This window comes from Ruegeria sp. HKCCA4812 (assembly GCF_013034245.1).
In the GTDB taxonomy this organism is placed as follows: Bacteria; Pseudomonadota; Alphaproteobacteria; order Rhodobacterales; family Rhodobacteraceae; genus Ruegeria.
In genome coordinates this window covers 216,619-242,572 of sequence record NZ_WQFQ01000001.1, presented here as the reverse complement: position 1 = coordinate 242,572, position 25,954 = coordinate 216,619, and the positions used below count along the sequence as shown (strand labels likewise).

27 protein-coding genes are annotated in these 25,954 nt (G+C 59.9%); 7 read left to right on the top strand and 20 right to left on the bottom strand.

Features of this window, described 5'->3' with window-relative positions:
- Window positions 1-22: 22 nt before the first annotated feature.
- From GOW04_RS01195 to GOW04_RS01135, 14 genes are all read right to left on the bottom strand, one after another.
- Window positions 23-1,180, bottom strand: coding sequence for an NADH-quinone oxidoreductase subunit E (locus GOW04_RS01195; protein ID WP_171231306.1), 1,158 nt, complete (start codon window positions 1,178-1,180; stop codon window positions 23-25).
- Window positions 1,180-2,403 (bottom strand): NADH-quinone oxidoreductase subunit D, encoded by a 1,224-nt coding sequence (locus tag GOW04_RS01190; RefSeq protein ID WP_171231305.1) that lies wholly within the window; start codon window positions 2,401-2,403, stop codon window positions 1,180-1,182. Before GOW04_RS01190 ends, GOW04_RS01195 begins: the two co-directional genes overlap by 1 nt.
- Window positions 2,403-2,525, bottom strand: a complete 123-nt coding sequence (locus GOW04_RS22125) for a hypothetical protein (RefSeq protein WP_256367742.1) — start codon at window positions 2,523-2,525, stop codon at window positions 2,403-2,405. The genes GOW04_RS01190 and GOW04_RS22125 overlap by 1 nt, the downstream gene beginning before the upstream one ends.
- Before the next feature lies 1 nt (window position 2,526).
- Window positions 2,527-2,700, bottom strand: a complete 174-nt coding sequence (locus GOW04_RS01185) for a hypothetical protein (RefSeq protein WP_010442775.1) — start codon at window positions 2,698-2,700, stop codon at window positions 2,527-2,529.
- Window positions 2,700-3,305 carry an NADH-quinone oxidoreductase subunit C gene (locus GOW04_RS01180; RefSeq protein WP_171227954.1) on the bottom strand — a complete coding sequence of 202 codons (606 nt, stop codon included), beginning with the start codon at window positions 3,303-3,305 and terminating at the stop codon, window positions 2,700-2,702. Before GOW04_RS01180 ends, GOW04_RS01185 begins: the two co-directional genes overlap by 1 nt.
- A gap of 11 nt (window positions 3,306-3,316) precedes the next feature.
- Window positions 3,317-3,850, bottom strand: coding sequence for an NADH-quinone oxidoreductase subunit B family protein (locus GOW04_RS01175; RefSeq protein ID WP_010442777.1), 534 nt, complete (start codon window positions 3,848-3,850; stop codon window positions 3,317-3,319).
- Window positions 3,841-4,206, bottom strand: a complete 366-nt coding sequence (locus GOW04_RS01170) for an NADH-quinone oxidoreductase subunit A (protein ID WP_068335558.1) — start codon at window positions 4,204-4,206, stop codon at window positions 3,841-3,843. Before GOW04_RS01170 ends, GOW04_RS01175 begins: the two co-directional genes overlap by 10 nt.
- 194 nt (window positions 4,207-4,400) lie before the next feature.
- Entirely contained in the window at window positions 4,401-5,183 is a 783-nt protein-coding gene (locus tag GOW04_RS01165; RefSeq protein ID WP_171205462.1) for a crotonase/enoyl-CoA hydratase family protein, read from the bottom strand.
- A gap of 1 nt (window position 5,184) precedes the next feature.
- Window positions 5,185-6,036, bottom strand: a complete 852-nt coding sequence (locus tag GOW04_RS01160) for a hydroxymethylglutaryl-CoA lyase (protein WP_171231304.1) — start codon at window positions 6,034-6,036, stop codon at window positions 5,185-5,187.
- Between the two features lie 78 nt (window positions 6,037-6,114).
- On the bottom strand, window positions 6,115-8,049 hold the full coding sequence (locus GOW04_RS01155) for an acetyl/propionyl/methylcrotonyl-CoA carboxylase subunit alpha (RefSeq protein WP_171231303.1): 1,935 nt from the start codon (window positions 8,047-8,049) through the stop codon (window positions 6,115-6,117).
- Window positions 8,050-8,054: 5 nt separating this feature from the next.
- The gene (locus GOW04_RS01150) at window positions 8,055-8,480 is read right to left on the bottom strand and encodes an ASCH domain-containing protein (RefSeq protein ID WP_171167307.1); all 426 of its coding nucleotides are present in this window, start codon (window positions 8,478-8,480) and stop codon (window positions 8,055-8,057) included.
- Window position 8,481: 1 nt separating this feature from the next.
- Window positions 8,482-10,086: a carboxyl transferase domain-containing protein gene (locus tag GOW04_RS01145; protein ID WP_171231302.1), complete on the bottom strand. Its 1,605-nt coding sequence runs from the start codon at window positions 10,084-10,086 to the stop codon at window positions 8,482-8,484.
- A 106-nt stretch (window positions 10,087-10,192) separates the two neighbouring features.
- Window positions 10,193-10,618, bottom strand: coding sequence for a hypothetical protein (locus GOW04_RS01140; RefSeq protein WP_171231301.1), 426 nt, complete (start codon window positions 10,616-10,618; stop codon window positions 10,193-10,195).
- Complete coding sequence (locus tag GOW04_RS01135) at window positions 10,608-12,140, bottom strand: AMP-binding protein (protein WP_171231300.1); 1,533 nt, start codon at window positions 12,138-12,140, stop codon at window positions 10,608-10,610. Before GOW04_RS01135 ends, GOW04_RS01140 begins: the two co-directional genes overlap by 11 nt.
- Window positions 12,141-12,276: 136 nt before the next feature.
- Between GOW04_RS01135 and GOW04_RS01130 the strand changes: the two genes are divergently transcribed.
- Window positions 12,277-12,879, top strand: coding sequence for an OmpW family protein (locus tag GOW04_RS01130; RefSeq protein ID WP_171231299.1), 603 nt, complete (start codon window positions 12,277-12,279; stop codon window positions 12,877-12,879).
- A 52-nt stretch (window positions 12,880-12,931) separates the two neighbouring features.
- On the opposite strand, the gene GOW04_RS01125 is transcribed toward GOW04_RS01130, so the two are convergent.
- The 3 genes from GOW04_RS01125 to GOW04_RS01115 form a co-directional block, all read right to left on the bottom strand.
- Window positions 12,932-14,095: an isovaleryl-CoA dehydrogenase gene (locus tag GOW04_RS01125; RefSeq protein WP_171231298.1), complete on the bottom strand. Its 1,164-nt coding sequence runs from the start codon at window positions 14,093-14,095 to the stop codon at window positions 12,932-12,934.
- 164 nt (window positions 14,096-14,259) lie between these two features.
- On the bottom strand, window positions 14,260-15,450 hold the full coding sequence (locus tag GOW04_RS01120) for a DegT/DnrJ/EryC1/StrS aminotransferase family protein (RefSeq protein ID WP_171231297.1): 1,191 nt from the start codon (window positions 15,448-15,450) through the stop codon (window positions 14,260-14,262).
- 39 nt (window positions 15,451-15,489) lie between these two features.
- A complete protein-coding gene (locus GOW04_RS01115; RefSeq protein WP_171227943.1) occupies window positions 15,490-16,161 on the bottom strand; it encodes an HAD-IA family hydrolase in 672 nt (223 codons plus the stop codon).
- 134 nt (window positions 16,162-16,295) lie between these two features.
- Here GOW04_RS01115 and glmU point away from each other — a divergent pair, with 134 nt between their 5' ends.
- Genes glmU through GOW04_RS01095 form a run of 4 tightly spaced genes read left to right on the top strand, consistent with a single transcriptional unit; the run spans window position 16,296 to window position 20,713 of the window.
- Window positions 16,296-17,648, top strand: coding sequence for a bifunctional UDP-N-acetylglucosamine diphosphorylase/glucosamine-1-phosphate N-acetyltransferase GlmU (gene glmU / locus GOW04_RS01110; RefSeq protein WP_171231296.1), 1,353 nt, complete (start codon window positions 16,296-16,298; stop codon window positions 17,646-17,648).
- 3 nt (window positions 17,649-17,651) lie between these two features.
- Complete coding sequence (glmS, locus tag GOW04_RS01105; RefSeq protein ID WP_171231295.1) at window positions 17,652-19,475, top strand: glutamine--fructose-6-phosphate transaminase (isomerizing); 1,824 nt, start codon at window positions 17,652-17,654, stop codon at window positions 19,473-19,475.
- Window positions 19,476-19,478: 3 nt separating this feature from the next.
- A complete protein-coding gene (locus tag GOW04_RS01100; RefSeq protein WP_171231294.1) occupies window positions 19,479-20,021 on the top strand; it encodes a pyridoxamine 5'-phosphate oxidase family protein in 543 nt (180 codons plus the stop codon).
- A 5-nt stretch (window positions 20,022-20,026) separates the two neighbouring features.
- Window positions 20,027-20,713 (top strand): DNA alkylation repair protein, encoded by a 687-nt coding sequence (locus GOW04_RS01095; RefSeq protein WP_171231293.1) that lies wholly within the window; start codon window positions 20,027-20,029, stop codon window positions 20,711-20,713.
- On the opposite strand, the gene GOW04_RS01090 is transcribed toward GOW04_RS01095, so the two are convergent.
- Entirely contained in the window at window positions 20,701-21,132 is a 432-nt protein-coding gene (locus GOW04_RS01090) for a hypothetical protein (RefSeq protein ID WP_171231292.1), read from the bottom strand. The two genes, GOW04_RS01095 and GOW04_RS01090, sit on opposite strands and share 13 nt — an antisense overlap.
- Window positions 21,133-21,222: 90 nt before the next feature.
- Here GOW04_RS01090 and moaA point away from each other — a divergent pair, with 90 nt between their 5' ends.
- Window positions 21,223-22,230 carry a GTP 3',8-cyclase MoaA gene (gene moaA / locus GOW04_RS01085; RefSeq protein ID WP_171231291.1) on the top strand — a complete coding sequence of 336 codons (1,008 nt, stop codon included), beginning with the start codon at window positions 21,223-21,225 and terminating at the stop codon, window positions 22,228-22,230.
- 1 nt (window position 22,231) lies between these two features.
- The gene (locus GOW04_RS01080) at window positions 22,232-23,530 is read left to right on the top strand and encodes a 3-deoxy-D-manno-octulosonic acid transferase (RefSeq protein WP_171231290.1); all 1,299 of its coding nucleotides are present in this window, start codon (window positions 22,232-22,234) and stop codon (window positions 23,528-23,530) included.
- A gap of 72 nt (window positions 23,531-23,602) precedes the next feature.
- On the opposite strand, the gene GOW04_RS01075 is transcribed toward GOW04_RS01080, so the two are convergent.
- Both GOW04_RS01075 and GOW04_RS01070 read right to left on the bottom strand, forming a co-directional pair.
- The gene (locus GOW04_RS01075; RefSeq protein ID WP_171231289.1) at window positions 23,603-24,766 is read right to left on the bottom strand and encodes a M20 aminoacylase family protein; all 1,164 of its coding nucleotides are present in this window, start codon (window positions 24,764-24,766) and stop codon (window positions 23,603-23,605) included.
- Between the two features lie 22 nt (window positions 24,767-24,788).
- Complete coding sequence (locus tag GOW04_RS01070) at window positions 24,789-25,952, bottom strand: M20 aminoacylase family protein (RefSeq protein WP_171231288.1); 1,164 nt, start codon at window positions 25,950-25,952, stop codon at window positions 24,789-24,791.
- Window positions 25,953-25,954 lie beyond the last annotated feature (2 nt).

The window sequence follows — 25,954 nt, the reverse complement described above, 5'->3', positions numbered from 1 at the left end:
GAAGCCCGGAACGGGCATCCGTCTAGTCTTCGTATGTGCCCTCGGATTTGGCACGTTTGGCGAATTCGGTTTCCTCACCCGCAGCAAGCTTGGCCGCCTGCTCGATCCAGCCATCGCGTTCGATCCGGCCTTTGAATTTCAATCGCGCATCGACCCAGGCCACCTGTTCGGGCGTCCAGGCCGCGATCTGGTCGTAGTGATAGAAACCCAGCTCGTTCAGCGTTTCTTCCAGCTTGGGGCCGACGCCTTTCAACAGTTTCAGGTCATCGGCCTTGCCGTCGCGTGCCGCGGTTAGAGTGTTAGGCTGGGTCTCCTGAACTTCCGGGCTATCCGACTTTGCTGCAGCGCCCTCGGGAGATGCCGGTTCGGTATGGGTCGATTTTTTGGTTCCACTCTGTTGTGCCGCCGTCTTGCCGGGCTCCGGCTTTTTCGGCGGTTGAGGAGCGGAACCGGAAGCTTTGGCTTTGCCATCCTTGCCAAGCCACGGTGTCAGGATCGGAACTTCGGTTCCGTCGATACGCTTGACCGTGTCTCCAAGCTCTGTCGCCAGTTCAACACTTGCGTTGTATTCCGGCTTGCCGGCTTCATATTCGGACAGGCTGGAAAGCCCTTTCAACGGCTCGGCCGCGTAACGCCCGTTCTGAGGGCCGGGCGTCGGCACCTTGCCCGCCACCAGATCGTCGAGGATCCTGCCAAAGCTCTCGGCGGTCAGATCCTCGTAGTAATCCTTGCCGATCTGCGCCATCGGCGCGTTGGTGCAGGAACCGAGACATTCGACCTCTTCCCAGCTCAGCTTGCCATCGGCAGAAAGTTCATGCGGTTTCGCGGCGATCTTTTCCTTGCAGACCGCGATCAGATCTTCGGCCCCGCAGATCATGCAGGATGTCGTTCCGCACACCTGAATATGCGCCACAGATCCAACCGGTTGCAGCTGGAACATGAAGTAGAAGGACGCCACCTCGAGCACGCGGATATAGGCCATGCCCAGCATGTCGGCGATGGATTCAATCGCCGGGCGGCTCAGCCAACCTTCCTGCTCTTGCGCGCGCCACAGCAGCGGAATGACCGCGCTGGCCTGGCGGCCTTCGGGGTATTTGGTGATCTGCGCTTCGGCCCACTGCTGGTTGGCAGCGGTGAAGGCAAAGCTTTCGGGTTGTTCGGGGTGAAGACGGCGGAGCATTAGCGGTCAATCTCTCCAAATACGACATCCATGGTGCCGATGATGGCGGCGACGTCGGCCAGCTGGTGGCCTTTGGCGACGTGGTCCATGGCTTGCAGGTGCAGGAAACCGGGCGCGCGCAGTTTGGCGCGGTAGGGCTTGTTGGTGCCGTCGGCAACCAGATAGACGCCGAACTCGCCCTTGGGGGCTTCGACCGCGGCATAGACCTCACCTGCGGGGACGTGGAAGCCTTCGGTATACAGCTTGAAGTGGTGGATCAGGCTTTCCATCGAAGTCTTCATGTCCGAGCGTTTCGGCGGGGTGATCTTGCCACGCGCAAGCACGTCACCGGGGCATTCGCGGATTTTGACGATGGCCTGCTGGATGATCGACAGCGATTGGCGCATTTCTTCCATCCGCACCAAATAGCGGTCATAACAGTCGCCGTTTTTGCCGACGGGGATCTGGAATTCAAACTCGTCATAGCATTCATAGGGCTGAGCGCGGCGCAAGTCCCATGCAAGGCCCGACCCGCGCACCATCACGCCCGAGAAACCGTATTTCTGAATGTCATCTTCAGTCACGACACCAATATCGGCGTTGCGCTGTTTGAAGATGCGGTTTTCGGTCAGCAGACCGTCAATGTCGTCCAGAACGGCGGGGAATTCGTGGCTCCAGGCCTCGATATCGTCCAGCAGTTCCGACGGCAGGTCCTGATGCACACCACCGGGGCGGAAATAGGCCGCGTGCAGGCGGGCACCACAGGCACGCTCGTAGAACACCATCAGCTTTTCACGCTCTTCAAAACCCCAGAGCGGCGGGGTCAGCGCGCCCACATCCATAGCCTGCGTGGTCACGTTCAGCAGGTGGTTCAGGATGCGGCCGATCTCGGAATACAGAACCCGGATCAGCGAACCCCGACGCGGCACTTCAACCCCGGTCAGCTTTTCGATGGCCAGACACCAGGCATGTTCCTGGTTCATCGGCGCCACGTAATCCAGACGATCGAAATACGGCAGGTTTTGCAGATAGGTCCGGCTTTCCATCAGCTTTTCGGTGCCGCGGTGCAGCAGGCCGATATGCGGGTCGCACCGTTCGACGATCTCACCGTCGAGTTCCAGCACAAGGCGCAGAACCCCGTGCGCCGCAGGGTGTTGCGGGCCGAAGTTAATGTTGAAATTGCGGATCTTCTGTTCTCCGCTCAGCGCGTCCGTGCTGCCGTCATCGTATCTTGAGCCGTCCATCAACGCCCTCGTTTCTTTTTCGCATCGGCCCGAACCCGAACCTTTTCCGCCTCGGCCGCTTTGGCTGCGGCCCCGGCCAGAAGAACCCCCAACGCGCCCAGAATGATCAACTCACCCATCATCTCAGCGGCGCTCCAACTCTTGCAGTTTCAGCCCGACCCACCACAGCAAGGCGATCGTGCCAAAGGGAACCAGACACAGCAGGCACCAGTATTTGTTGATCCCGAAGAACGGCAATATCTTCACCATCGGAATGATGGTCAGCGCGGACAGGATCAACCACCAGATGCCACCCATTATTCTGTCCCCTGTTTCTCATCCCCCGGCAGAATGTAGTTCGCACCCTCCCATGGGGACATGAAATCGAACTGACGGTATTCCTGCACCAGGCTGACGGGCTCGTAGACCACGCGCTTCTGCGCCTCGTCATAGCGGACCTCGGTATAGCCGGTGGTCGGAAAATCCTTGCGCAGCGGATAGCCGCGGAATCCATAATCCGTCAGGATGCGGCGCAGATCCGGGTGACCCGAGAACAGGATGCCGAACATGTCGAACACCTCACGCTCGAACCAGTTGGCCGAGGGGTGCACGTCAACGATGGACGGCACCATGTCTTCTTCACGGATCGAGACTCGCAGCCGGATGCGCTGGTTCTGGTACATCGACAGGAAGTGATAGACCACATCGAACCGTTTGGCGCGTTCGGGGTAATCCACGCCAGTGATATCCACCAGCGTCGAGAATTTGCAGCTCTGGTCGGATTTCAGGAATTCGACGAATTCCACAAGGTTTGACGGTGCCACATCCACGTTCAGTTCGCCATGGGTCACGTCCCATGACAGAACGCAATCAGAGCGTTTGATTTCCAGCTGTGCGCCGAGTTCCTTGAGTGCTTCGCTCATCAGCTCTCTCCTCAGCGGACAATTGTGCCGGTACGGCGGATTTTGCGTTGCAACTGCATCAGACCGTAAAGCAGTGCCTCAGCAGTCGGAGGGCATCCGGGCACGTAGATGTCCACCGGAACAACCCGGTCACAGCCACGTACGACGGAATAGGAATAGTGGTAATACCCACCGCCATTCGCGCAGGAGCCCATCGAGATCACATAGCGCGGCTCGGGCATCTGGTCATAGACCTTGCGCAGCGCGGGCGCCATCTTGTTGGTCAGCGTTCCCGCCACGATCATCACGTCCGACTGGCGCGGAGACGCCCGGGGCGCGATGCCGAACCGTTCCGCATCATAACGTGGCATCGAGGTATGCATCATCTCAACCGCGCAGCAGGCCAGTCCAAAGGTCATCCAGTGCAACGAGCCGGTGCGGGCCCAGTTGATGATGTCTTCGGTCGAGGTCAGCAGGAAACCCTTGTCCTGCAACTCGGCGTTCAGGGCCTGGGTGGCGACTTCCTTGTCGACACCGGCAGTGTTGGCTCCTGTCATCACTCCCATTCCAGTGCCCCTTTCTTCCATTCATAGGCAAAGCCGATGGTCAGAACACCCAGGAACACCATCATGGACCAGAACCCGACATCGCTGATGTCTCTGAAGCCCACGGCCCAGGGAAACAGGAAAGCGATCTCTAGATCGAAGATGATGAACAGAATCGAAACCAGATAGAATCGGACGTCGAATTTCATCCGCGCATCGTCGAAGGCATTGAAACCACATTCATATGCGCTGACCTTTTCGGGGTCGGGATTGCGGACGGCCAGTACGACGGCGGCCAGAATCAAGACGATCCCAAGGCCCACGGCAACGGCCAGAAACACCAGAATCGGGAGGTACTCCCGCAGCAGGTCTTCCACGAATAGCTCCTTTCCTGCGCACGCATCTTGTCGGGTGCGCCGTCAATTGGCGTGTTGACTGGACATTCTCTATCTCTGCGGGGTCAGAGGGTCAACCGAACACAGCCCCCTTCGCGATCAAACCTGCGTTTGACAGCGCGGCATAGAATCGCAGCACCTGCGTTTGACTTTGGCTTGGCGGAACCTGGTAAAACCTACTTGTTCCATGCAGGTTTTCGTTTTTCAAAAAACGCCGCGATCCCTTCGCGTGCCTCTTGTGTTTCCCAGCGCTCGACCAACTCGCCTATGGTCTGATCGATCACGGCATCGTCGATGCGCGGACCCAGAGCGCGTACCAGCGCCTTGGCAGAGGCAACCGCCCCGGGCGCGCAAGACAAATAGGGGCGAATTTCGTCCTCAACCGCGTCCGAAAGCCGATCTGCCGAAACAGTTTTCGCCAGCAGGCCCAGATCAACGGCCTCGGACGCATCGAACAAACGAGCTGACATGAACACCCGGCGCGCGCGGGCTTCGCCCATACGGGCGATGACATAGGGGCCAATTGTTGCGGGGATCAGCCCCAGGCGCGTTTCGGTCAACCCCATCTTCAGACTGTCGACCCCGATCGCGACATCGCACACGGCCGCCATGCCCACCCCGCCCCCAAAGGCATTGCCCTGCAACGCCCCGATCAGAGGCTTTGGCATCGTGTTCAGAGCCTGCAACATCTCGGCCAGCTTGCGCGCCTCGACAAAACGCGTCTTTTTGTCAGCCGCCATCTGGTCCTGCATCCACCCCAGATCACCGCCGGCACAAAACGTCTTGCCCGCTGCGACCAGAACGACCGCCCGGACCGCGTCATCCTGACCAAGTTGCGATGCCGCCTCGGTCAATTCCGTGATCATCTGCCCCGACATGGCATTGTGTTTTTCAGGCCGGTTCAGGGTAAGCGTCGCGACACCGCGCATATCCGTCGAGATCGTGATCGTTTCAAACATGTCAGCCCCTCAAAGCCCTGGCCATCTGCGCGGCCTCTTCAATAACGTCGATATCCAGGCCAGTTTCATACCCCAGCCGCTGCAAATGCGCCGCAACTTCCTCGGTGGCCACGTTACCGGCCGCACCCGGGGCGTAAGGGCAACCGCCCAACCCACCCACGGCTGCATCGAACACCCGCACGCCCAGCGCCAATGCCGCATCAATGTTGTCGATCGCGCGCCCGTTGGTGTCATGGAAATGCCCCGCCAGCCGCGTCACCGGAACCCTTTCGCGCACTGCCAGAAGCATATGTGCAACCTTGTCCGGAGTTCCCTGCCCAATCGTGTCGCCCAGCGAAACCTCGTAACAGCCCAGCGCGAAAAGCCGATCAGCAACCTCAGCCACTTTTTCGGGCGGCGTCGGACCGTCATACGGGCAATCCGTCACGCATGAGACATAGCCACGAACCGGCAGGTCGATATGGCGCGCCGCCTCCAGAATCGGCGTGAACCGCTCGATCGACTCGGCGATGGAGGCATTGATATTGGCCTTCGAGAATCCTTCGGAGGCCGAGGCGAACACGGCGATCTCGTCCGCCTTGGCCGCCAGCGCGTCGCCATAGCCATGCATGTTCGGCGTCAGCGCGGCATAGCGCACCCCATTCGCACGCGTGATCCCCCCCAGCACCTGAGCGGAACCCGCCATCTGCGGCACCCATTTCGGGGACACGAAGCTTGCAACTTCGATCCGGCGAAACCCCGCACGGCTGAGACAGTCGATCAAGGCGATCTTGTCCGCGACCGGTATTTCGCGCTTTTCGTTTTGCAGCCCGTCGCGCGGCCCGACCTCATAGATTTCGACCAGCTCACCCATGTCCGCCCCCCTTCTGGATTGTCGTCGTTTCAAGCAATTATCGTCTGACCTTGGCACGCCGCGTTGCGCGGGTACAGATCAAGCTTCGTCCTCCAACCTCACCAGAGCAGCCCCGGCTTCGACCTGCGAACCATCCTCGACCAGCACTTCGGCAACGATCCCGTCCCGCGCCGCAAGCAGCGAATGCTCCATCTTCATCGCTTCCAAAATGGCCAGACGATCGCCTTCCTGTACGGTTTGTCCCGCTGTGGCAAAGACGGCTTTGACCAGACCGGGCATAGGCGCCTCGATCACATTGGTGTCGCCGGTCGCGCTGGTATCCCGGTCAAGCGGATCGATGACGTCGAAACTCTGACCGTAATCGGTGAAAACCGTCAGGGTCCTGTTTTGTGCGGCAACGCGAGGCATCGGCGTGCCGTTCAACATCCAGCGCCCGGCGGTGCGTTCCGCAACGACGCGGTTTTCGCCAACCTGCCAAATCTGGCGATCCGGCCCATCGACCTGCACATCCAGATCCAGCACGTCGTCGCGACGGGACAATTGCACGGCACGATGCAGCGGCGCCCACAGCGAAAACCCGGTTTCCGGATCGACATCCACCAGATCCAATGCCGTCATCGCAGCCGCGACCGCGGTAACATCCGACGGCTCGGGTTCCTGCACCAACGTTTCAAGGTCTCGCCCGATCAGCCCCGTATCGACATCGCCCGAGGCAAATCCTTCGTGACGCGTCAACGCGCCCAGAAAGGCCAGATTGGTAACAGTACCTGCAACTTCGGTCTGTTGCAGCACCCGGTTCAACGTCTCAAGCGCAACGGCACGCGTCGATCCATGCACCACCACCTTGGCGATCATCGGGTCATACCACGGGCTGATCGTGTCCCCGGCGCGAACGCCGCTATCGGCGCGACAGTTGCCGGGGAAAACCAGATGAGTCAGCGTTCCCGTCGCGGGCAGGAACCCTTTCGGCACATCCTCGGCATACAAACGAGCCTCGAAGGCATGGCCAGAGATCGCAAGATCATCCTGTTTCTTGGGAAGACTCTCGCCTGCGGCCACGCGAAGCTGCCACTCGACCAGATCGATCCCCGTGATGGCCTCTGTCACCGGGTGCTCCACCTGAAGGCGCGTGTTCATTTCCATGAACCAGAACCTGTCGGGGCGCAGCCCGTCAGAGGCATCGACGATGAATTCGACCGTGCCCGCGCCTTTATAGCCGATCGCCTCGGCGGCGCGCACGCCGGCCTGCCCCATAGCCTCGCGCATTTCAGACGTCATGCCCGGGGCGGGGGCTTCTTCGATCACCTTCTGATGGCGGCGCTGCAACGAGCAGTCCCTTTCAAACAGATGAACGGCATGGGTACCATCGCCGAACACCTGCACTTCGATATGGCGGGGTTTGGCCACGAATTTTTCGACCAGCACGGCATCATTGCCGAAGCCGGTCCGGGCCTCGCCCCGCGCGCTGTCGAGCGCGGTCGCGAAATTCTCAGGGCGTTCAACAAGGCGCATCCCCTTGCCGCCGCCGCCCGCAACGGCCTTGATCAGAACCGGATAGCCGATCGCATCCGCCGCACCGGCCAGATGCTCGGGGTCCTGATTGTCGCCGTGATAGCCGGGTACGACCGGAACGCCGGCCTTCTCCATCAGAACCTTGGCCGCGTCCTTGAGGCCCATCTTGCGGATCGCATCCGCCGAAGGGCCGATGAACGTCAGCCCCGCCGCCTGCACGGCATCCACGAAATCGGGGTTCTCGGACAGAAAGCCATACCCCGGATGGATCGCCTGTGCACCGGTATCCAGCGCGGCCTGAATGATGACGTCGCCCTTCAAATAGCTGTCCGCCGGGGCGGGGCCGCCAATATGAACCGCCTCGTCCGCCATTTGCACATGCTTTGCCGCCGCGTCCGCATCGGAATAGACAGCAACGCAGGACACGCCCATCTTCTGAGCCGTCTCCATCACCCGGCAGGCGATCTCGCCCCGGTTGGCAATCAGGATTTTGTTGAACATGTCTTTCACCCTTCCACTGCCAGATCTTCGACTAGACGGAACCGTTCGCACACGAGTTTCATCTCAGGATCAAAGCCGCCGTTTCGCTGGAAATATCGACGATGATCTTCCCGCCATCCTTCAAGCGTTTCATTTTCACCTTCCGCCAAGGCGAATTCCTCGGTCACATCGCAGTAACGCTGGATCGAAACATCAACGGTTTCAATGACCAACGCCGGAGTGTCATCCCAGTTCAGCGCAATATCGCGGCGACCGGACTTGGGCATCTCAAGGCTGTCATCAGGATAGTTTCTGAGCGCGTCGCAGGTCGCTGTTTTACGGCCAGAACGGACCAAGGCCAGAAGCTCTGAACTCAGCACGGGGTTGTCGCCGAATTTGAAGGTTTGTGCACCCGGATAGCGGGCTATTATGTCTTTCAAACTCTCGCTCATCTCACATCCTGAACACGCCGAAACGTGTCTCCTCGATCGGGGCATTCAAAGCGGCGCTGAGCGACAGGGCCAGCACATCGCGGCTTTTGCGCGGGTCGATGATGCCGTCATCCCACAGCCGCGCCGAGGCGTAGAGCGGATGCGACTGTTCCTCGAACATATCCAGCGTCGGGCGTTTGAACTCGGCCTCTTCTTCGGCGGACCATGTTCCACCCTGCCGTTCTATCCCGTCGCGTTTGACGGTGGCCAGAACGCCAGCGGCCTGTTCCCCGCCCATCACTGAAATGCGCGAATTCGGCCAAGTCCACAGAAAGCGCGGCTGATAGGCACGACCGGCCATGCCATAGTTCCCGGCCCCGAACGAGCCGCCGACCAGCATCGTGATCTTGGGCACCGACGTCGTGGCCACCGCCGTAACCATCTTGGCCCCATGCCGCGCGATGCCTTCGTTTTCGTATTTGCGACCGACCATGAACCCGGTGATGTTTTGCAGGAACACAAGCGGGATTTTGCGTTGCGAACACAGCTCGACGAAATGGGCACCCTTCTGCGCCGCCTCGGAAAACAGCACGCCGTTATTGGCGATGATCCCCACCGGGCAGCCTTTGACATGGGCAAACCCCGTGACCAGCGTTTCGCCGAAGCGCGGTTTGAATTCGTCGAACCGAGACCCATCGACCAGACGCGCAATCACTTCACGGATGTCATAGGGCGTGCGCAGATCAGCAGGGACAACGCCCAGGATTTCCTCGGGGTCATAGGCCGGATCTTCGGGGCTGGCCCAGTCCACCGTCTGCGGCTTGCGGCGATTGAGTGACCCAACCGCCCGACGGGCCAAGGCCAGCGCGTGGGCATCATCCTCGGCCAGATAGTCGGCGACGCCGGACAGGCGCGTGTGTACATCGCCGCCGCCGAGATCTTCGGCGCTGACGACCTCGCCCGTTGCTGCCTTGACCAGAGGCGGGCCGGCCAGAAAGATGGTGCCCTGTTCCTTGACGATGATCGTCACATCCGACATCGCCGGCACATAAGCCCCACCGGCCGTGCAGGAGCCCATGACCACAGCGATCTGAGGGATACCCTTCGCGCTCATCCGCGCCTGGTTGTAGAAAATGCGGCCAAAGTGGTCGCGATCGGGGAAAACCTCATCCTGATTGGGCAGGTTCGCGCCGCCACTATCGACCAGATAGATGCAGGGCAGATGGTTTTCCTCGGCAATCTCCTGCGCCCGCAGGTGTTTTTTGACCGTCATCGGATAATAGGTGCCGCCTTTCACGGTGGCATCATTGCACACCACCATGACCTCACGCCCCTGCACCCGGCCAATGCCCGCGATGACGCCGGCACAGGGCGCGGCATCGCCATACATCCCGTGCGCCGCCGTCGCGCCGATTTCGAGAAACGGAGACCCGGCATCCAGCAGGTTCGCCACCCGCCGCCGGGGCAACATCTTGCCTCGGGATTCATGCCGCGCGCGGGATTTCTCACCACCGCCCATGCGGGCGGCTTCGGCAGCGGCAGAGATTTGCGCCAGTGCATCGAGATGCGCTGCGCGGTTGGCCTTGAAGCCCTCAGAGGCAGGCATGGCTTTGGATGTGAGTTTCATAAGTCCTCCTGTGGCACCGCGACAACAGCAGGCTTGTGCCCCGGTGTTTTCTGGGATTGTTCGAAGAAGGGCAAAATGCGTGGTGCACGCGAGACATTCAAAACGATCATTCGGCAACCTCAATTCGGAAAAGTTTGCCCGTTAAACCAACCGCCGGGAGAACGAACAGGGCAATGGTCAAGATGAACCCCAAAAGGTTAGGTTCAGTACCTCCCCTTTCTTCACGATAGTAGCTGGTCGCGCCAATCTCTGAAAACACTATGAAACCAAAGGTTGCGCTTACCAGAAACACTAGCATTCTTAGGGCAACTACAATCCTGCTATGGTGCTCTTGCTCAATCCGCAAAGCAGATCCACAGGACGGGCAAGATTGCCAATGAATCTTGGTCGGACGATTGAATCTACGAAACGCTCGCAACAGTTTTCTTTGTGATATTGCAGCAGCGCATACAGGACACTTAGCTGTGTACGGGTAACCAACAGTTTTCCAGATCAGGCTATTCATTCGGTTAGGAAAAGTATTAGCAGCCATCTCTATGCTCCCCCGCCGCCCGAGCCTTCAACTCTTTCCGGATCACCTTTCCTGTAACGGTCATCGGCAGTTCCTCCAGAAATGCCACCTCGCGCGGATAGGAATAATGCGCCAGACGGTCCTTGACCCAATCCTGCAACTCGGCACCCGTGGCCTCGGCCCCCGGTTTCAACACCACATACGCCTTGACGATCTCGGTCCGCAGCTTGTCAGGTTTGCCGACCACGCCCACGGTGGCCACCGCCGGATGGGTCAGCAGGCAATCCTCGATCTCGGCCGGGCCAATGCGGTAGCCGGCCGAGGTGATCACGTCATCGTCGCGGCCTACAAAGCGCAGATAGTCGCCTTCCCACACGCCGCGATCTCCGGTGATCAGCCAATCACCCCGGAACTTCTCGGCCGTCGCTTGCGGATTGTTCCAGTATTCCAGCAGCATCGAGGCCGAACCCCGCCGGATGGCGACATCGCCTTCCTCGCTGGTCGGGATGCCGTCATCGTCGATCACCGCGACTTCATGCCCGGGCACCGGCTTGCCGATACAGCCGGGTTGAACAGGGAAATCCTCGGCGCAGGAGGATACGACCATATTGCATTCGGTCTGGCCGTAGAATTCGTTGATCGTCAGACCAAACGCACCTTGGCCCCAGGCCAGCATCTCGGCCCCCAGCGGCTCACCCCCGGACGCGACCGAGCGCAAACCCGGGATCGCCTGATCCGCCGCCTTGAGCATCCGCAGGGCGGTCGGCGGAAAGAACACATTCCGCACCCCGCCCCGCGCAATGATCTCGGCGCAGGCTTCGGGGGTGAACTTCTCAAGCCGTGCCGCGACAACCGGAATGCCCAGCGCAAGGCCCGGCATCAGCACATCGAACAACCCGCCGATCCACGCCCAATCCGCCGGGGTCCACAGACAGTCTCCTTCGCGCAGGTGATTGTGGCTGATCGAGACACCCGGCAAATGCCCGGTCAGAACCCGATGCCCGTGCAGTGCGCCTTTAGGGCTGCCGGTTGTACCAGAGGTGTAGATCAATACGGCAGGATCCTCGGGCCCGGTCGCGGCATAGGGCAGCGCAGGACCGGTCACGCCAATTTCGGATGCGATCAGAGGTTCAGCCAGATCGCCCAGCAAATCCGCCCCTTCAGCATCGGTCAGCACGATCTGAACGCCTGCATCGCCCGCCCGCGACCGCAGCGCATCCTGCTTGAACAACTTGAACAAGGGCACCGAAATCGCGCCGATCTTCCAGATCGCCAGATGAGCTGCCGCACACCAGGGTGACTGGCTCAGCAGCACTCCGACCCGATCACCGGGCCGGACGCGGGCCAGCAGGGCGCGGGCGATCCCATCAGCCATTTGCGCCAGTTGCCCATAGGTTATCTGCCTCTGCCCTGATCCGGTCAGATCGATAAGCGCCACCTGATCACCCGGATGGTTCAGACATTGCTGCGCCATGTTCAGCCGGTCCGGTATGTCCCAGCCCCCACCTGAGCGCAAACCCGGTATGCGCTCAGCGTGCAGCAACGCGATTTCCCCTTGTTTTCCTGATGCTTCGCGACCTGACCTTGGGCGGACACATCACGCAAACTTGATGCAGATCAGAGTGGCCGGACACCGCCTTTGCGAAACCAAGAGCATCAACATAACCAAAGGCAAGAATATGACAAAGAAACTCGCCGCTTTGACACTGTCTACCGCACTGGTCGCCCTGGCGGCTCCGGCTTTGGCCCAGTCGCAAGGGGACTGGACACTGGGTATCGGTGTTGGCTATCTGGACCCGAAATCCGACAACGGCACGCTGGCCGGTGCGCCAGCGACGATCGACGCGGACACCCGCCCGATTTTCACCGCCGAGTACTTTATTCGCGACAACCTGGGCATCGAGCTTCTGGCAGCGACCCCGTTCAAACACACCGTAGCCCTTGGCGGTACGGACGCGGCCACGGTCAAGCACCTGCCGCCCACCTTGTCGCTGAATTATCACTTCCCGACCAACAGCGTCTGGAAACCCTATGTCGGCGCCGGTCTCAACTATACGATCTTCTTCGACGAGCAATCGCCCCTGGGCAACATCAAGGTCGATGACTCCTTCGGCGTCTCGTTGCAGGCGGGTCTGGATTACATGGTCACCGACAACGGGGCGATCCGCCTGAACGTGCGCTGGTTCGACATTGACTCGGACGTTTCGCTCAACGGCGCCCCCATCGGCACCGCGGAAATCGATCCCTGGCTGGTCGGTGTTTCCTACGTCCATCGGTTCTGATCCCGTTTCCAAAGCGCCCTGCGGTTACCTCGTCCGCAGGGCGTTCTTTCTTTCAGAGCATTTCATTCATCATTTCGCGGCCGATCAGCATCCGGCGAATCTCGCTGGTGCCTGCACCGATCTCCATCAGCTTGGCATCCCGGAAAATCCGGCTGACCGGCGCATCCGACAGGAAACCCGCCCCGCCCAGCGCCTGAACCGCCTGATGGGCCTGAACCATCGCCTGTTCCGACGCGTAAAGGCAGCACGCTGCCGCATCCTGCCGGGTCACGTCACCGCGATCACACGCCTTGGCGACCTCATAGACATATGCTCGCGCCGAGTTCATCGCGGTGTACATGTCGGCAATCTTGCCCTGCATCAACTGAAAGCTGCCGATAGGTTTGCCGAACTGCTTGCGTTCAGCCAGATAAGGCATCACTTCGTCCAGACAGGCGGCCATGATGCCGGTCCCGATGCCTGCCAGCACGACCCGCTCATAATCCAGCCCCGACATGAGCACAGCAACACCCTTGCCCTCTTCGCCCAACACGTTCTCGAACGACACCTCGACGTCTTCAAAGATCAGCTCAGCCGTGTTCGACCCGCGCATACCCAGCTTGTCGAAATGGGGCGAGGTTGAAAAACCCTTCATCTCTTTTTCGATCAGAAATGCGGTAATACCTTTCGATCCGGCATCGGGGTCGGTCTTGGCATAAACCACCAGAGTATCCGCATCCGGCCCGTTGGTGATCCAGTATTTGTTTCCGTTCAGACGGTAATGGTCGTTCCGCTTTTCCGCGCGCAGCTTCATCGACACCACATCCGACCCGGCCGAAGGCTCCGACATGGCCAGCGCCCCCACATGCTCGCCCGAGATCAGCCGCGGCAAATACTTTTGCTTCTGTTCTTCATTGCCGTTCAGCTTGATCTGGTTCACGCACAGGTTCGAATGCGCCCCGTATGACAAAGAAACCGAAGCTGAAGCGCGCGCGACCTCTTCGACGGCGATCGTATGCGCCAGGTAAGACATGCCTGCACCGCCGTACTCTTCCGGCACGGTAACACCCAGCAGACCAAGCTCTCCCATCTCTTTCCACAGCTCGTTCGGAAAGGCATTTTTTGAATCGATCTCGGCCGCCATCGGCTTGACACGCTCCTGCGCCCAGCGATGCACCATCTCGCGCAGGGCATTCACATCCTCACCCAGATCGAACTTCATCGTGGCCATGAACATCTGCGTCTTCCCTCCGCTTTAATGAACAAGTGTTCAATAAATCTCTAGCAGTGAATCTTTTGCCGGTCAATCTTTGTGACAGCGCGTCCAAAACGGAAAACACCGCCCCGAAAAGGGCGGCGTTTCAAAAGATCGAGCGTGCGCCGCAGGCGCACTCCGCTTGGTCAAGACTGATAAACCGCGCTCACTTCGGCCCGGATGATCCGGGCGATCAATCGACAATCCTCCAGGGAAAACGTCAAAGGCACGCGCATATCCATAACGCCGGCCAGAACGCGGTCACTTTCCGGCATCCGCTCGCTATCGAAATATCGCCAACTGTCATAGCGCGACGTGAATCCTGTCGGTTCGGCACCGCCGAACCACTTCAACTCAACCCCACGCGCCGCGCAACGGCTGATCACTTCGGCTATCCGTTCAGGCGCCCAATCCAGCAGCAGGAACTGAATCGAAGAACCGACATAGGTTTCCTCTTCGGGCCGTTCGACGATCGTCAGACCCGGCGTACCCCGCAACCCGGTTTCGATCTCGCGATAACGTTCGTTCCACCGGGCCACCTGCCGGTCCAGATCCCGCAATTGCGGGCGCAGGATCGCCGCGCGCAAATTGTCCATCCGGCCAGAAACGTTGGGCGTGGTGTATTTGATCCGCTCGAACACCTCAGGCCCCGGCGCCGCCAGATGGCGTTCGTACAACATGTAGGACCCCGACAACATGGTGGCCTTGGCCGCCAGTTCCTCGTCATCGGTGACCAGCAAGCCCCCTTCGCCCGAATTGACGTGCTTGTAGGTCTGACAGGAATAACACCCGATCGCGCCCTGCCGTCCTGACAACTGACCGCGCCAGGCTGCCCCCATCGTGTGTGCGCAATCCTCGATCACGATCACCCCGGCCGCGTCACACATCTGCATCAGCCGGTCCATATCACACAGATGCCCGCGCATATGGCTGAGCATCAGAACACGGGCTTGATCCAGCTTGCCCTCAAGATCATCCAGATCAATGGTCAAGTCTTCCGTCACTCCGACAAAAATTGCCCGCCCTCCGACCGAGGCAATCGACCCCGGCACCGGGGCCAGCGTGAACGCATTGGTTAAAACCGGATCGCCCGGCTGCACGCCTACCGCACGCAGGGCCGTGGCCAGAGCGTAACCGCCAGACGAAACCGCAAGACAGTATTTGGCCCCCATCTGCGCGGCAAATTCCTGCTCCAGCAGGGCCGTTTCCCCCAACTCTCCGGGGACGACATTGTATCGATGCAGACGCCCATGGCGCAGAACGGCCAGTGCCGCCTCGATTGCATCTTCCGAAAGGGGTTCCTGCTGCGTAAAGCTGCCAGAGAATACGTCGGTCATGGTCTTGTTCTGAGGCTCCGAAAGGGTCCGGTCAAGGTTTCAGGCTGCCGCACCGATCAGATCAGGCACGAGGCCGGGCAAGTCGTCAAAATGATGCAGAAGGGCTTCGGGTTCCAGCGCCGCCATGTCATCCCCCGATGGCCCGAAGGTAACCAGCACCGAAGGAACGCCCGCCGCCCTGGCGGTATTGCGGTCGGTATCCGAGTCTCCGACCAGTACGCACAAGTCCGGATCTCCCCCGGCACGGCGCGCGGCTTCACGCAACGGCGCCGGGTCCGGTTTGCGTACCGGCAGCGTATCGGCCCCGACCAAAGATGCAAAACGGTCCCGCACCCCCAAGCGAGTCAGCAACAATTCGGCCAGATGTTCCGGTTTGTTCGTGCAAATGCCCACACCGTAACCCGCGTCACTCAGCATCTCGACCGCCTGTAGTGCGCCGGGATAGAAACTGGTGTGGGTGTCGATGTCCTGCGCGTAGGCCTCAAGAAGAACCGGATAATAGGCCTGCACCGTATCCTCGTCATAGGCCCCGACACGTTTCAGCCCGTGGGTCAGCATCATGCGCCCACCTCGCAGCGCCACACCGGAATCCGGCCCGTGGACCAGTACATCCCCGTGCCCCATTTTGCGGAAACAATGGTTCGCGGCCGCCAGCAAATCACCGGATGTATCCGCCAAAGTGCCGTCCAGATCGAAGATGACGGTGCGCATTTCGCCCCCTTGCTCGGCAGGTTTTCGCCGTATCCTGTTTCAATCGGCAATCTTGTTTGATGGCCGAACGGCTTGCGCCTTTGACCTCAGCGGATAAAACGGACGGCAACAAAACACAAAGAGAAAACGAATTCATGACCACTGCCCTCGTCATCCTTGCCGCCGGAAAAGGCACCAGGATGAATTCGGACCTTCCCAAAGTTCTGCATCCCATCGCTCAGGTTCCGATGCTGATCCATGCGATGCGCGCCGGATCTGTCCTGTCGCCCGAACATACCGTGATCGTCACCGGCCACGGGTCCGAAGCCGTGGCAAAGGTTGCACGGGCCGAGGATGAAGGGGCGCAGATCACCGTGCAGGAAGACCAGTTGGGTACGGCCCATGCGGTCGCCCAGGCCCGAAGCGCATTGAGCGGGTTCGAAGGTGATGTGGTTGTTCTTTATGGCGACACCCCGTTCTTGCAGCCCGACACGCTGGAAAGGATGATCGAGGCACGGTCAGGGAATGACCTTGTCATTCTTGGCTTTGAAGCAGCCGATCCTGCCCGTTATGGCCGGCTGGTCATGACTGGCGACGTGCTGGAACGCATTGTCGAATTCAAGGATGCGTCAGATGAAGAACGATCCATAACATTCTGCAATTCAGGACTTTTGGCCTGCAATGCTCAGCTGCTGTTTTCGCTGATCGACGAGGTCGGAAACGACAACGCTTCGGGCGAATACTATCTGACCGACGTGGTTGAAATTGCGCGCCGCCGGGGGCTGAACGTGACCGCAGTCGCGTGCGACGAGGCGCAGACGCTGGGCGTGAACTCTCGCGCTGATCTGGCGGCCGCCGATGCCGTATTTCAGGCGCGCGCCCGTGCCGAGCTGCTTGACCTGGGCGTCACCTTGATGGCGCCTGACACGGTGTATCTGGCCGCGGATACGGTGATCGGGCGCGATACGGTGATCGAACCGAATGTGGTGTTCGGACCGGGCGTCACGGTCGAAAGCGGCGCAACGATCCGCGCCTTTTCTCATCTTGAGGGCTGCCATGTCAGCCGGGGCGCTGTCGTCGGCCCCTACGCTCGCCTGCGCCCCGGTGCCGAACTGGCCGAAAACACGCGGGTCGGCAATTTTGTCGAGATCAAGAATGCCGAAATCGCCGAAGGCGCGAAGGTCAATCACCTCAGCTATATCGGGGACGCTTCGGTTGGCGCTGCGACCAACATCGGCGCAGGCACGATCACCTGCAACTACGATGGCGTGATGAAGCACAAGACCACGATTGGTGAGAATGTCTTTGTCGGCTCGAACACCATGCTGGTAGCGCCGGTCACAGTGGGCGACGGCGCGATGACCGCGACGGGCACTGTCGTGACCAGGGATGTGGACCCTGATGCGCTGGCTGTTGCGCGGGCCAAGCAGGAAAACAAGCCCGGATATGCGCGTAAATTGTTTGATATGTTGAAGGCGAAAAAGGCTCGCCGCGATAAAAAGGCCTGAGATATGTGTGGAATAGTAGGTGTTTTGGGGCAGCACGAGGCCGCCCCTATTCTGGTAGAAGCCCTGAAACGGCTGGAATATCGCGGCTATGACAGCGCCGGGATTGCAACCGTCAACGACGGCGCATTGGGCCGGCGGCGCGCGGTTGGCAAGCTGGTCAACCTCAGCGACCTTCTGGTGCATGATCCTCTTCCCGGAAAATCCGGCATAGGCCATACCCGCTGGGCTACGCATGGCGCCCCGTCGGTCAACAATGCACATCCGCACAAGGCGGGCCCGGTGGCCGTCGTTCACAACGGCATCGTCGAAAACTATCGCGACCTGAGGGCCGAACTGGCCGAACATGGCGTTGATTTCCAAACCGAAACCGACACGGAAACGGTTGCCCTCATGACGGAACACCACCTGAACTCGGGCCTGTCCCCGGTTGAGGCCGCGTTCAAGACGATCGACCAGTTGGAAGGCGCCTTTGCGCTGGCCTTTCTGTTCGACGGAGAAGACGACCTGATCGTGGCGGCCCGCAAGGGATCACCACTGGCCATCGGACACGGGGATGGCGAGATGTATGTGGGCTCTGACGCCATCGCCCTGGCGCCTCTGACCAACCAAATCACATATCTGGAAGAAGGCGACCGCGCGGTTCTGACCCGAACGTCGCTTGAAATCCGCAACGAATCCGGTGAGTTGGCCAACCGGGAAAAGCGCAAGATCAAGCTGGATCATACGCGCGCGGACAAGGGCGAGCACAAGCATTTCATGGCCAAGGAAATCGCTGAACAGCCCATCGTTGTGGCAGAGGCGATCCGGTCCTACCTGCCCACGGGTGGTGACCGCGTGGCACTGCCCGATGCCGATCTGGATTTCAGCAAGCTGGACCGTCTGACCATGGTGGCCTGCGGCACCGCGTTTTACGCCTGCCTGACCGCGAAATACTGGTTCGAGCAACTGGCCAAGATGCCGGTCGAGGTCGATATAGCCAGCGAGTTCCGCTATCGCGAGCCTCCGATCACGGATCGAACACTGGCGCTTTTCGTCAGTCAGTCGGGCGAAACCGCCGACACGCTGGCCGCGTTGCGGTATTGTGAGGGCAAGGCAGACAAGATCGTTTCGGTCGTCAACGTGCCCGAAAGCTCGATTGCACGCGAAAGCGATATCGCCTTGCCGATCCATGCCGGTGTCGAAATCGGAGTGGCGTCGACAAAAGCCTTCACCTGCCAGTTGAGTGTGCTGCTGATGCTGGCGCTCAAGGCCGCAGCAGACCGGGGCACGATGACGGATGAGGACATCGCCGATCATGCCGCCGCGCTGCGCGGGTTGCCGACCGTGCTGAACGCCGCACTCGATCAGAACCGGGCGATCCGCAAAGCGGCCCAACGCCTGTCCGAGGCGCGCGACGTCCTGTTTCTGGGCCGTGGCCTGATGTATCCGCTGGCAATGGAAGGCGCGCTGAAGCTGAAGGAAATCAGCTATATCCACGCCGAAGGTTATGCGTCAGGAGAGTTGAAACACGGCCCCATCGCCCTGATCGACAAGCATATGCCCGTGGTTGTCATGGCACCCCGTGACACCGTGTTCGACAAGACCGTGTCGAACATGCAGGAAGTGATGGCGCGCAAGGGCAAGGTGATCCTGGTCTCTGATGATGACGGCATTGACGAGGCCGGCGACGGCGTCTGGAGCACCATCCGCATGCCGCATGTTCACACCAGTCTTGCACCGATCCTGTATTCGGTTCCCGCGCAATTGCTGGCCTATCACACGGCGGTTGCCAAGGGCACCGATGTGGATCAGCCGCGCAATCTGGCAAAGTCGGTCACGGTGGAGTGAATTATGGCCAAGCAGTTCCCACAGCTTGAGGAAGCGCATCAAAAGTTCATCGAAGATCAGCACATGTTCTTCGTCGGCACCGCTGGGGCCGAAGGTCGTGTCAATATTTCCCCCAAGGGAATGGACTCGCTGCGGGTACTGGGGCCGAACCGCATCGTCTGGATGAACCTGACCGGCAGTGGCAATGAAACGGCGGGGCATCTTTTGCAGGTCAACAGGATGACGCTGATGTGGTGTTCTTTCACCACACGTCCGATGATCCTGCGCACCTATGGCACGGCACGTTGCCTGCATGTCGGGGATGATGGATGGGACGACCTTGCCGGCCTATTCCCAAATCACCGAAGCGCACGGCAGATCTATGACCAGTCGATCGACATGGTACAGACCTCTTGCGGCTATGCCGTGCCTTTCATGGAATTCCAATCCGACCGCGATACAATGCAGAAATGGGTGGATGGAAAATCAGACGAGGACATCCGCTCGTATTGGGTGGAGAGGAACAGCCATACGATTGATGGAAAGCCAACTGGCGTACCGATGTGAGTCCGATGCTGAGTGGATATCTCGATCAGATCAAAGCGCATGGTGACCCCGAGCGGGCGACCCAGATGGCCAGTTACCACAAGGCGGATCGCATCTATCTGGGCGTCGCGAACCCGGTTCTCAACGACCTGACCAAGGCGTGGCGGAAAGAACTGGACGTACCGGCGCGGGTCGCATTGGCGGACGGGCTATGGCAAAGCAACATCCACGAGGGGCGACTTGCCGCATCCAAACTCTTGACTCAGGCACGCATCCGACCGGATGCGGCGGTTTGGAATTTGCTTCAAAGCTGGCTGCCGGATTTCGATGCCTGGGCCGTTGCGGACCACGCGTGCATGGCGATGCAAAAACGGCTTTCAGCAAATCCCGAACGGTTGGACGAGGTCGAACTGTGGACCCGAGCCGATCACATGTGGACCCGGCGCGCGGCCTTGGTCGCAACCCTGCCCTGGACCAAACAGAACCACCCCAAGCCTGACGATCTGCACCGCCGTGACCGCATCCTTGGCTGGGCTGCGGGATATGTTTCGGACCGCAACTGGTTCATCCAGAAATCCATCGCCTGGTGGCTGCGCGAACTGTCCAAACATGACCCAGAACGCGTGATCGCCTTTCTGAAACAGCACGGTGATGCCATGAAGCCGTTTGCCCGCCGCGAAGCAGGCAAATACCTGAAAAATCAGTTCACATAGACCTCAAGCTCGACAAGTTCGTCGAAGGGCACCAACAGGGCCCTCATGGCGTCCAGTGACAAGCGGCTGCCGCTGCTGTCCGGACCGGAAACCGGGACCAACGTGATATAGGCCTGCGCCCCGGTCCGTGGCACGACGACACGCGCCGTAACTTCGCTGTCCACCAGCGGCGTCTGCATCCAGCGCCCCGGAGTGGTCGGATCCCCAAGCCCGGCGATGGTGGTTTTCGCGCCAACCCAGTTCGGGCGCGCGGAAACCGGTTCGGGTTGCAACACCTCTTCGGCAACTGCGGTGCCCGTTTCCGTGTCAGGCACCGTCTGGGCGGGCGCGTCGCCCCCGCCGAACACTCGATCAGTCGTTGACTGCACGGCGTCGCATCCGGCCGTCATTGCGCATGTCAAAACAAGTATTTTCTTCATGCCGGAAACCTACAACCCTGCGCCCACCTGTTCCAGCGCAAAGCGCAGTTCGCACTTGTCGCGGCCATGTTCCAGCTTTACCTATGTGGCATGACAGCTCCGCTAATCGACCCGTTTGCCCGCGCCATCACGTATCTCCGCGTCTCCGTCACGGATCGCTGCGACTTCCGCTGCGTGTATTGCATGTCCGAGAACATGACCTTTCTGCCCAAGAAAGACCTGCTGACATTGGAGGAACTGGACCGGATGTGTTCGACCTTCGTCAGAATGGGGGTCGAAAAGCTGCGCATTACGGGTGGTGAGCCTTTGGTGCGTCGCAACATCATGACGTTCTTCAATTCGATGACACGTCATCTGGACAGCGGTGCATTGAAGGAGTTGACGCTGACAACCAACGGTTCGCAACTGCACCGATTTTCCGAAGACCTTTATGCGGCCGGTGTGCGTCGGGTGAATGTCTCGCTGGACACGCTGGATGATGACAAGTTCGCCAAGGTAACGCGCTGGGGTCGCCTGAAACAGGTTTTGAACGGAATCGACGCCGCGCAAAAAGCTGGCCTGCGGATCAAGATAAACGCCGTTGCCCTGAAAGGGTTCAACGAGCCCGAACTTCCCAAAATCACGGAATGGTGCGCCCAGCGGGATATGGATCTGACCTGGATCGAGGTAATGCCCATGGGCGATATCGGAAACGAAGACCGCCTGGATCAGTACTGGTCGCTCAAGGACGTGCGGAAAGAATACGAAAACCACTATTCGGTCACCGATCTGGCCGAACGCAGCGGTGGCCCGGCCCGTTACGTGCGGCTCGAGGAAACCGGCCAGAAAATCGGCTTCATAACGCCGCTGTCGCACAATTTCTGTGAAAGCTGCAACAGGGTCCGCCTGACCTGCACGGGCGAACTCTACATGTGCCTGGGTCAGGAAGACATGGCCGACCTGCGCGGCGCCCTGCGCGATCATCCCGATACCGAACAGCCACTTGAGGACGCGATCCGATCTGCGATCAATCTCAAGCCCAAAGGGCATGATTTCGACTATTCCCGTCAAGCCGTCGATGGCCGGATGAGCCGTCACATGAGCCATACAGGCGGCTGATATGCCGGATCACGACGGCCGCCCCACGGCGTTGTACCATGTGTACTGCGCCCTCACGTCTCTGGCTGCGCCCCTGATATGGCGGGTCGTTCGGAACAAGCTGCGGGCAGCAAACGTACCTGACAAGCGGCAACAAGAACGCCTTGGCCATGCCAGCCTGCCCAGACCAAATGGGCGTTTGGTCTGGTTCCACGCCGCCAGCGTCGGTGAAAGCCTTTCGGTCCTCAGCCTGATCAGACGGCTGGCAGACCGCCTGCCCGAGGCCGAGTTTCTGATCACCTCGGGCACCCCGACCTCAGCGGCTCTGATCGAAAAACGCCTGCCGCCCCGTACACGGCATCAATTCCCGCCGCTTGACACGGCAGGCCCGGTCCGGCGCTTTCTGAACCATTGGCAACCAGAGGGCGGGGTTTTCGTCGAAAGTGAGATTTGGCCGCGTTTGATCGTCGAAAGCGCCAAACGCGGCGTTCCGCTGGCCCTTCTGAATGCACGACTGTCGGACAAGTCCGTTGCCGGTTGGAAAAAACGCCCCAGAACAGCGCGGTTCGTTTTGAACAAGTTCAACCTGTTCCTGACGCAAAACGACAAAACCGCAGCCAACCTGGCAGCCATGGGTGCCCCTGCCGGTCGCGTCCGGCCCGGCACCAATCTCAAGGCCATGTCAGACCCTCTTCCCATAGACCACGGCACGCTCGAAGACATCGGTTCTCAGATTTCTGGCAGACCTGTGTGGATCGCCAGTTCAACCCATGCCGGTGAAGAGGAAATCGTTCTGGCCGCGCATAAATCACTTCTGGAACGCTGGCCCGATCTGCTGCTGTTGCTGATCCCCCGCCACCCAGAGCGCCGCGGCGATATCGCAAAACTACTGGACGCCTCCGATCTCAACGCCGCGTTCCGATCAGAAACTTCCCCGATCAAAACCGAAACCCAGGTATATGTCGCTGATACACTGGGCGAGACCGGCACATGGTACGCTCTGTCTCCCATCGTGTTCCTGGGCGGCTCCCTGAAAAACATCGGCGGCCACAACCCTTTCGAACCGGCCCAGGCCGGAGCCGCCGTGATAACCGGCCCCGGATACTTCAATTTTGCTGAAACTTTCGCGCCGTTGATCAAAACCGGTGGCGCCATCGAGGTTCGGACCAAAACAGATCTCTCTGCGGCGGTCGACCATTGGCTTTCAGACGATCAAGCCCTGACCCGGGCCCGCAGCGCCGCCCAATCCTGCGTCAAGATGCAAAGCAACGCACTGGACTCCGTCGTGGAAACGCTGTGCCGTTCGCTCGACCTGACGTGAGCACGCGGGATCCCTTTTCATCTGGCCAAAAAAATCCCCGGGGGTGTGGGGGCAGAGCCCCCACCCGCCCCATCAGGCCGCCGGCATCCGCTGCTCGACGATCTCTGCCCACCAGCTGCACCCGGCGGGAATCGCCTCATCGTTGAAGTTGTATTCCGGGTGGTGAACCATGGCCGTATCGCCGTTACCCACTAGAATATAGGCGCCAGGGCGCTCCTCCAGCATAAAGGCAAAGTCCTCGCCGCCCATGACCAAAGGCGCATCATCGCAATCACCAGATACCGACCGGGCAACATCTGCGGCAAACTCTGTCTGCTCTTCACTGTTCACCATCACCGGATACCCGCGGATGTAGGTCACATCGGCGGTGCCTCCGAACGTTGCCGCCACACCATTGCAGATCTCATTGATCCGCTTTTCGGCCAGATCCCGCATATCCTTGCTCATGGTGCGCACGGTACCCTTGATCTGAACAGTCTGCGGGATCACGTTGAACGCCTTCGACGAGGTCTCGAACGACGTCACCGACACCACGACCTGATCGATTGGATCGGCATTGCGCGACGAAATGGTCTGAAGCGCCAACACCGCCTGCGCGGCCAGTACCGTCGTATCTACTGTTTCATGCGGCTTGGCAGCATGACCGCCGCGCCCTTCGAAAGAGATGTCGAACTGATCGGTTGCGGCAAAGAAGGAACCGGGGCGGATGGCGAACTTGCCCACAGGTTGTCCCGGCCAATTGTGCATGCCGTAGACTTCCTGAATATTCCAGCGGTCCATCATGCCATCTTCGCACATTTCACGACCACCACCGCCGCCCTCTTCGGCAGGCTGGAAGATCACAACAACCGTGCCATCGAAATTTCGGGTTTCAGACAGGTACTTCGCCGCACCAAGCAGCATCGCCGTGTGGCCATCATGGCCGCAGGCATGCATGGCGCCCGGCGTTTTCGAGGCATAGTCCAGCCCCGTCGCCTCATGGATCGGCAGCGCATCCATATCCGCCCGCAAACCGATCACCTTGCCGCTGCTGTCCGATTTGCCCTTGATCACGCCAACAACGCCTGTACGCCCGATGCCGGTAACGACCTCGTCGCAACCAAACTCCTGCAACTTCTCGGCCACCATTGCGCTGGTGCGGTGCGTTTCGAACAGGATTTCAGGGTTTTGGTGCAGATCCCGTCGCCAGGCAGTGATCTCATCCTGCAATTCGGCAAAGCGGTTTTTGACTGGCATGTCTATTCTCTCCTAATTCAGTTCAAGCCGCCGGCATTCGGCGCTCGACCATTTCTGCGAACCACGAGCATCCGATCGGGATGATCTCGTCGTTGAAATCGTATTCAGGGTGGTGCAACCCGGCGCTGTCACCGTTGCCCAGAACGATGAAGGCTCCGGGCCGTTCCTCCAGCATGAACGAGAAATCCTCGCCCCCCATCACCATCGGCGCCTCGATGCAGCTGCCCCCGACCGAGACTGCGGCCTCTGCCGCATATCCCGTCTGAGTTTCGGCATTGATCGTCACCGGAACGCCGCGCGAGTAATTGACGTTCACGGAACCACCGAATGTTGCTGCAATCCCTTCGGCGACCTCTTTGAGGCGCTGTTCGATCAGATCTCGCATCTGGTTGGAATGGGTTCGGACCGTGCCGCGTATCTGCGCCGATTGCGGGATCACGTTGAACGCTTTCGATGACGTCTCGACAGACGTCACCGACAGCACGGCTTGCAGGATCGGATCGGCATTGCGCGACACGATCGTCTGCAATGCCACGATCATTTGCGACAGCATCACCGTCGTATCGACCGTCTCATGGGGTTTTGCAGCGTGACCGCCGCGCCCTTCAAGATGGATGTCAAATTCGTCCGCTGCTGCCAGCAAAGGGCCCGAACGGATCGCGAACTGCCCGGTCGGCAGGCCCGGTACGTTGTGCATCGCATAGACTTCCTGAATGCCGAACCGGTCCATCAGACCGTCCTTGCACATGGCCTCGGCGCCATTCCCGCCCTCTTCGGCAGGCTGAAAGATCACGATTGCAGTGCCATCGAAATTGCGCGTCTCAGAGAGGTATTTTGCCGCCCCCAAAACCATGGCGGTATGCCCGTCATGTCCGCAGGCATGCATCGCGCCTGATGTCTTCGAGGCATAGTCCAGCCCGGTCTGTTCCTGCATCGGCAGCGCATCCATGTCGGCGCGCAGGCCAATCACCCGGCCCTGCGTGTCGCTCTTTCCCCGAATGACCCCGACCACGCCGGTGCGACCGATGCCTGTAACGACCTCATCACAGCCGAATTCCTTCAGCTTTTCCGCCACCAGCGCGCTGGTGCGGTGCGTGTCGTACAGAATTTCCGGATGTTGGTGAATGTCACGCCGCCAGCCTGTGATCTCTTCGTGCATCTCTGCGAGGCGGTTTTTGATCGGCATGT

Coding starts and splice junctions, on each gene's coding strand:
- GOW04_RS01195 (WP_171231306.1), bottom strand. CDS start 1,180: ATGCTCCGCCGTCTTCACCCCGAACAACCCGAAAGCTTTGCCTTCACC.
- GOW04_RS01190 (WP_171231305.1), bottom strand. CDS start 2,403: ATGGACGGCTCAAGATACGATGACGGCAGCACGGACGCGCTGAGCGGA.
- GOW04_RS22125 (WP_256367742.1), bottom strand. CDS start 2,525: ATGATGGGTGAGTTGATCATTCTGGGCGCGTTGGGGGTTCTTCTGGCC.
- GOW04_RS01185 (WP_010442775.1), bottom strand. CDS start 2,700: ATGGGTGGCATCTGGTGGTTGATCCTGTCCGCGCTGACCATCATTCCG.
- GOW04_RS01180 (WP_171227954.1), bottom strand. CDS start 3,305: ATGAGCGAAGCACTCAAGGAACTCGGCGCACAGCTGGAAATCAAACGC.
- GOW04_RS01175 (WP_010442777.1), bottom strand. CDS start 3,850: ATGGGAGTGATGACAGGAGCCAACACTGCCGGTGTCGACAAGGAAGTC.
- GOW04_RS01165 (WP_171205462.1), bottom strand. CDS start 5,183: ATGTTTGAAACGATCACGATCTCGACGGATATGCGCGGTGTCGCGACG.
- GOW04_RS01160 (WP_171231304.1), bottom strand. CDS start 6,036: ATGGGTGAGCTGGTCGAAATCTATGAGGTCGGGCCGCGCGACGGGCTG.
- GOW04_RS01155 (WP_171231303.1), bottom strand. CDS start 8,049: ATGTTCAACAAAATCCTGATTGCCAACCGGGGCGAGATCGCCTGCCGG.
- GOW04_RS01150 (WP_171167307.1), bottom strand. CDS start 8,480: ATGAGCGAGAGTTTGAAAGACATAATAGCCCGCTATCCGGGTGCACAA.
- GOW04_RS01145 (WP_171231302.1), bottom strand. CDS start 10,086: ATGAAACTCACATCCAAAGCCATGCCTGCCTCTGAGGGCTTCAAGGCC.
- GOW04_RS01140 (WP_171231301.1), bottom strand. CDS start 10,618: ATGGCTGCTAATACTTTTCCTAACCGAATGAATAGCCTGATCTGGAAA.
- GOW04_RS01130 (WP_171231299.1), top strand. CDS start 12,277: ATGACAAAGAAACTCGCCGCTTTGACACTGTCTACCGCACTGGTCGCC.
- GOW04_RS01125 (WP_171231298.1), bottom strand. CDS start 14,095: ATGTTCATGGCCACGATGAAGTTCGATCTGGGTGAGGATGTGAATGCC.
- GOW04_RS01120 (WP_171231297.1), bottom strand. CDS start 15,450: ATGACCGACGTATTCTCTGGCAGCTTTACGCAGCAGGAACCCCTTTCG.
- GOW04_RS01115 (WP_171227943.1), bottom strand. CDS start 16,161: ATGCGCACCGTCATCTTCGATCTGGACGGCACTTTGGCGGATACATCC.
- glmU (WP_171231296.1), top strand. CDS start 16,296: ATGACCACTGCCCTCGTCATCCTTGCCGCCGGAAAAGGCACCAGGATG.
- glmS (WP_171231295.1), top strand. CDS start 17,652: ATGTGTGGAATAGTAGGTGTTTTGGGGCAGCACGAGGCCGCCCCTATT.
- GOW04_RS01100 (WP_171231294.1), top strand. CDS start 19,479: ATGGCCAAGCAGTTCCCACAGCTTGAGGAAGCGCATCAAAAGTTCATC.
- GOW04_RS01095 (WP_171231293.1), top strand. CDS start 20,027: ATGCTGAGTGGATATCTCGATCAGATCAAAGCGCATGGTGACCCCGAG.
- GOW04_RS01090 (WP_171231292.1), bottom strand. CDS start 21,132: ATGAAGAAAATACTTGTTTTGACATGCGCAATGACGGCCGGATGCGAC.
- moaA (WP_171231291.1), top strand. CDS start 21,223: ATGACAGCTCCGCTAATCGACCCGTTTGCCCGCGCCATCACGTATCTC.
- GOW04_RS01080 (WP_171231290.1), top strand. CDS start 22,232: ATGCCGGATCACGACGGCCGCCCCACGGCGTTGTACCATGTGTACTGC.
- GOW04_RS01075 (WP_171231289.1), bottom strand. CDS start 24,766: ATGCCAGTCAAAAACCGCTTTGCCGAATTGCAGGATGAGATCACTGCC.
- GOW04_RS01070 (WP_171231288.1), bottom strand. CDS start 25,952: ATGCCGATCAAAAACCGCCTCGCAGAGATGCACGAAGAGATCACAGGC.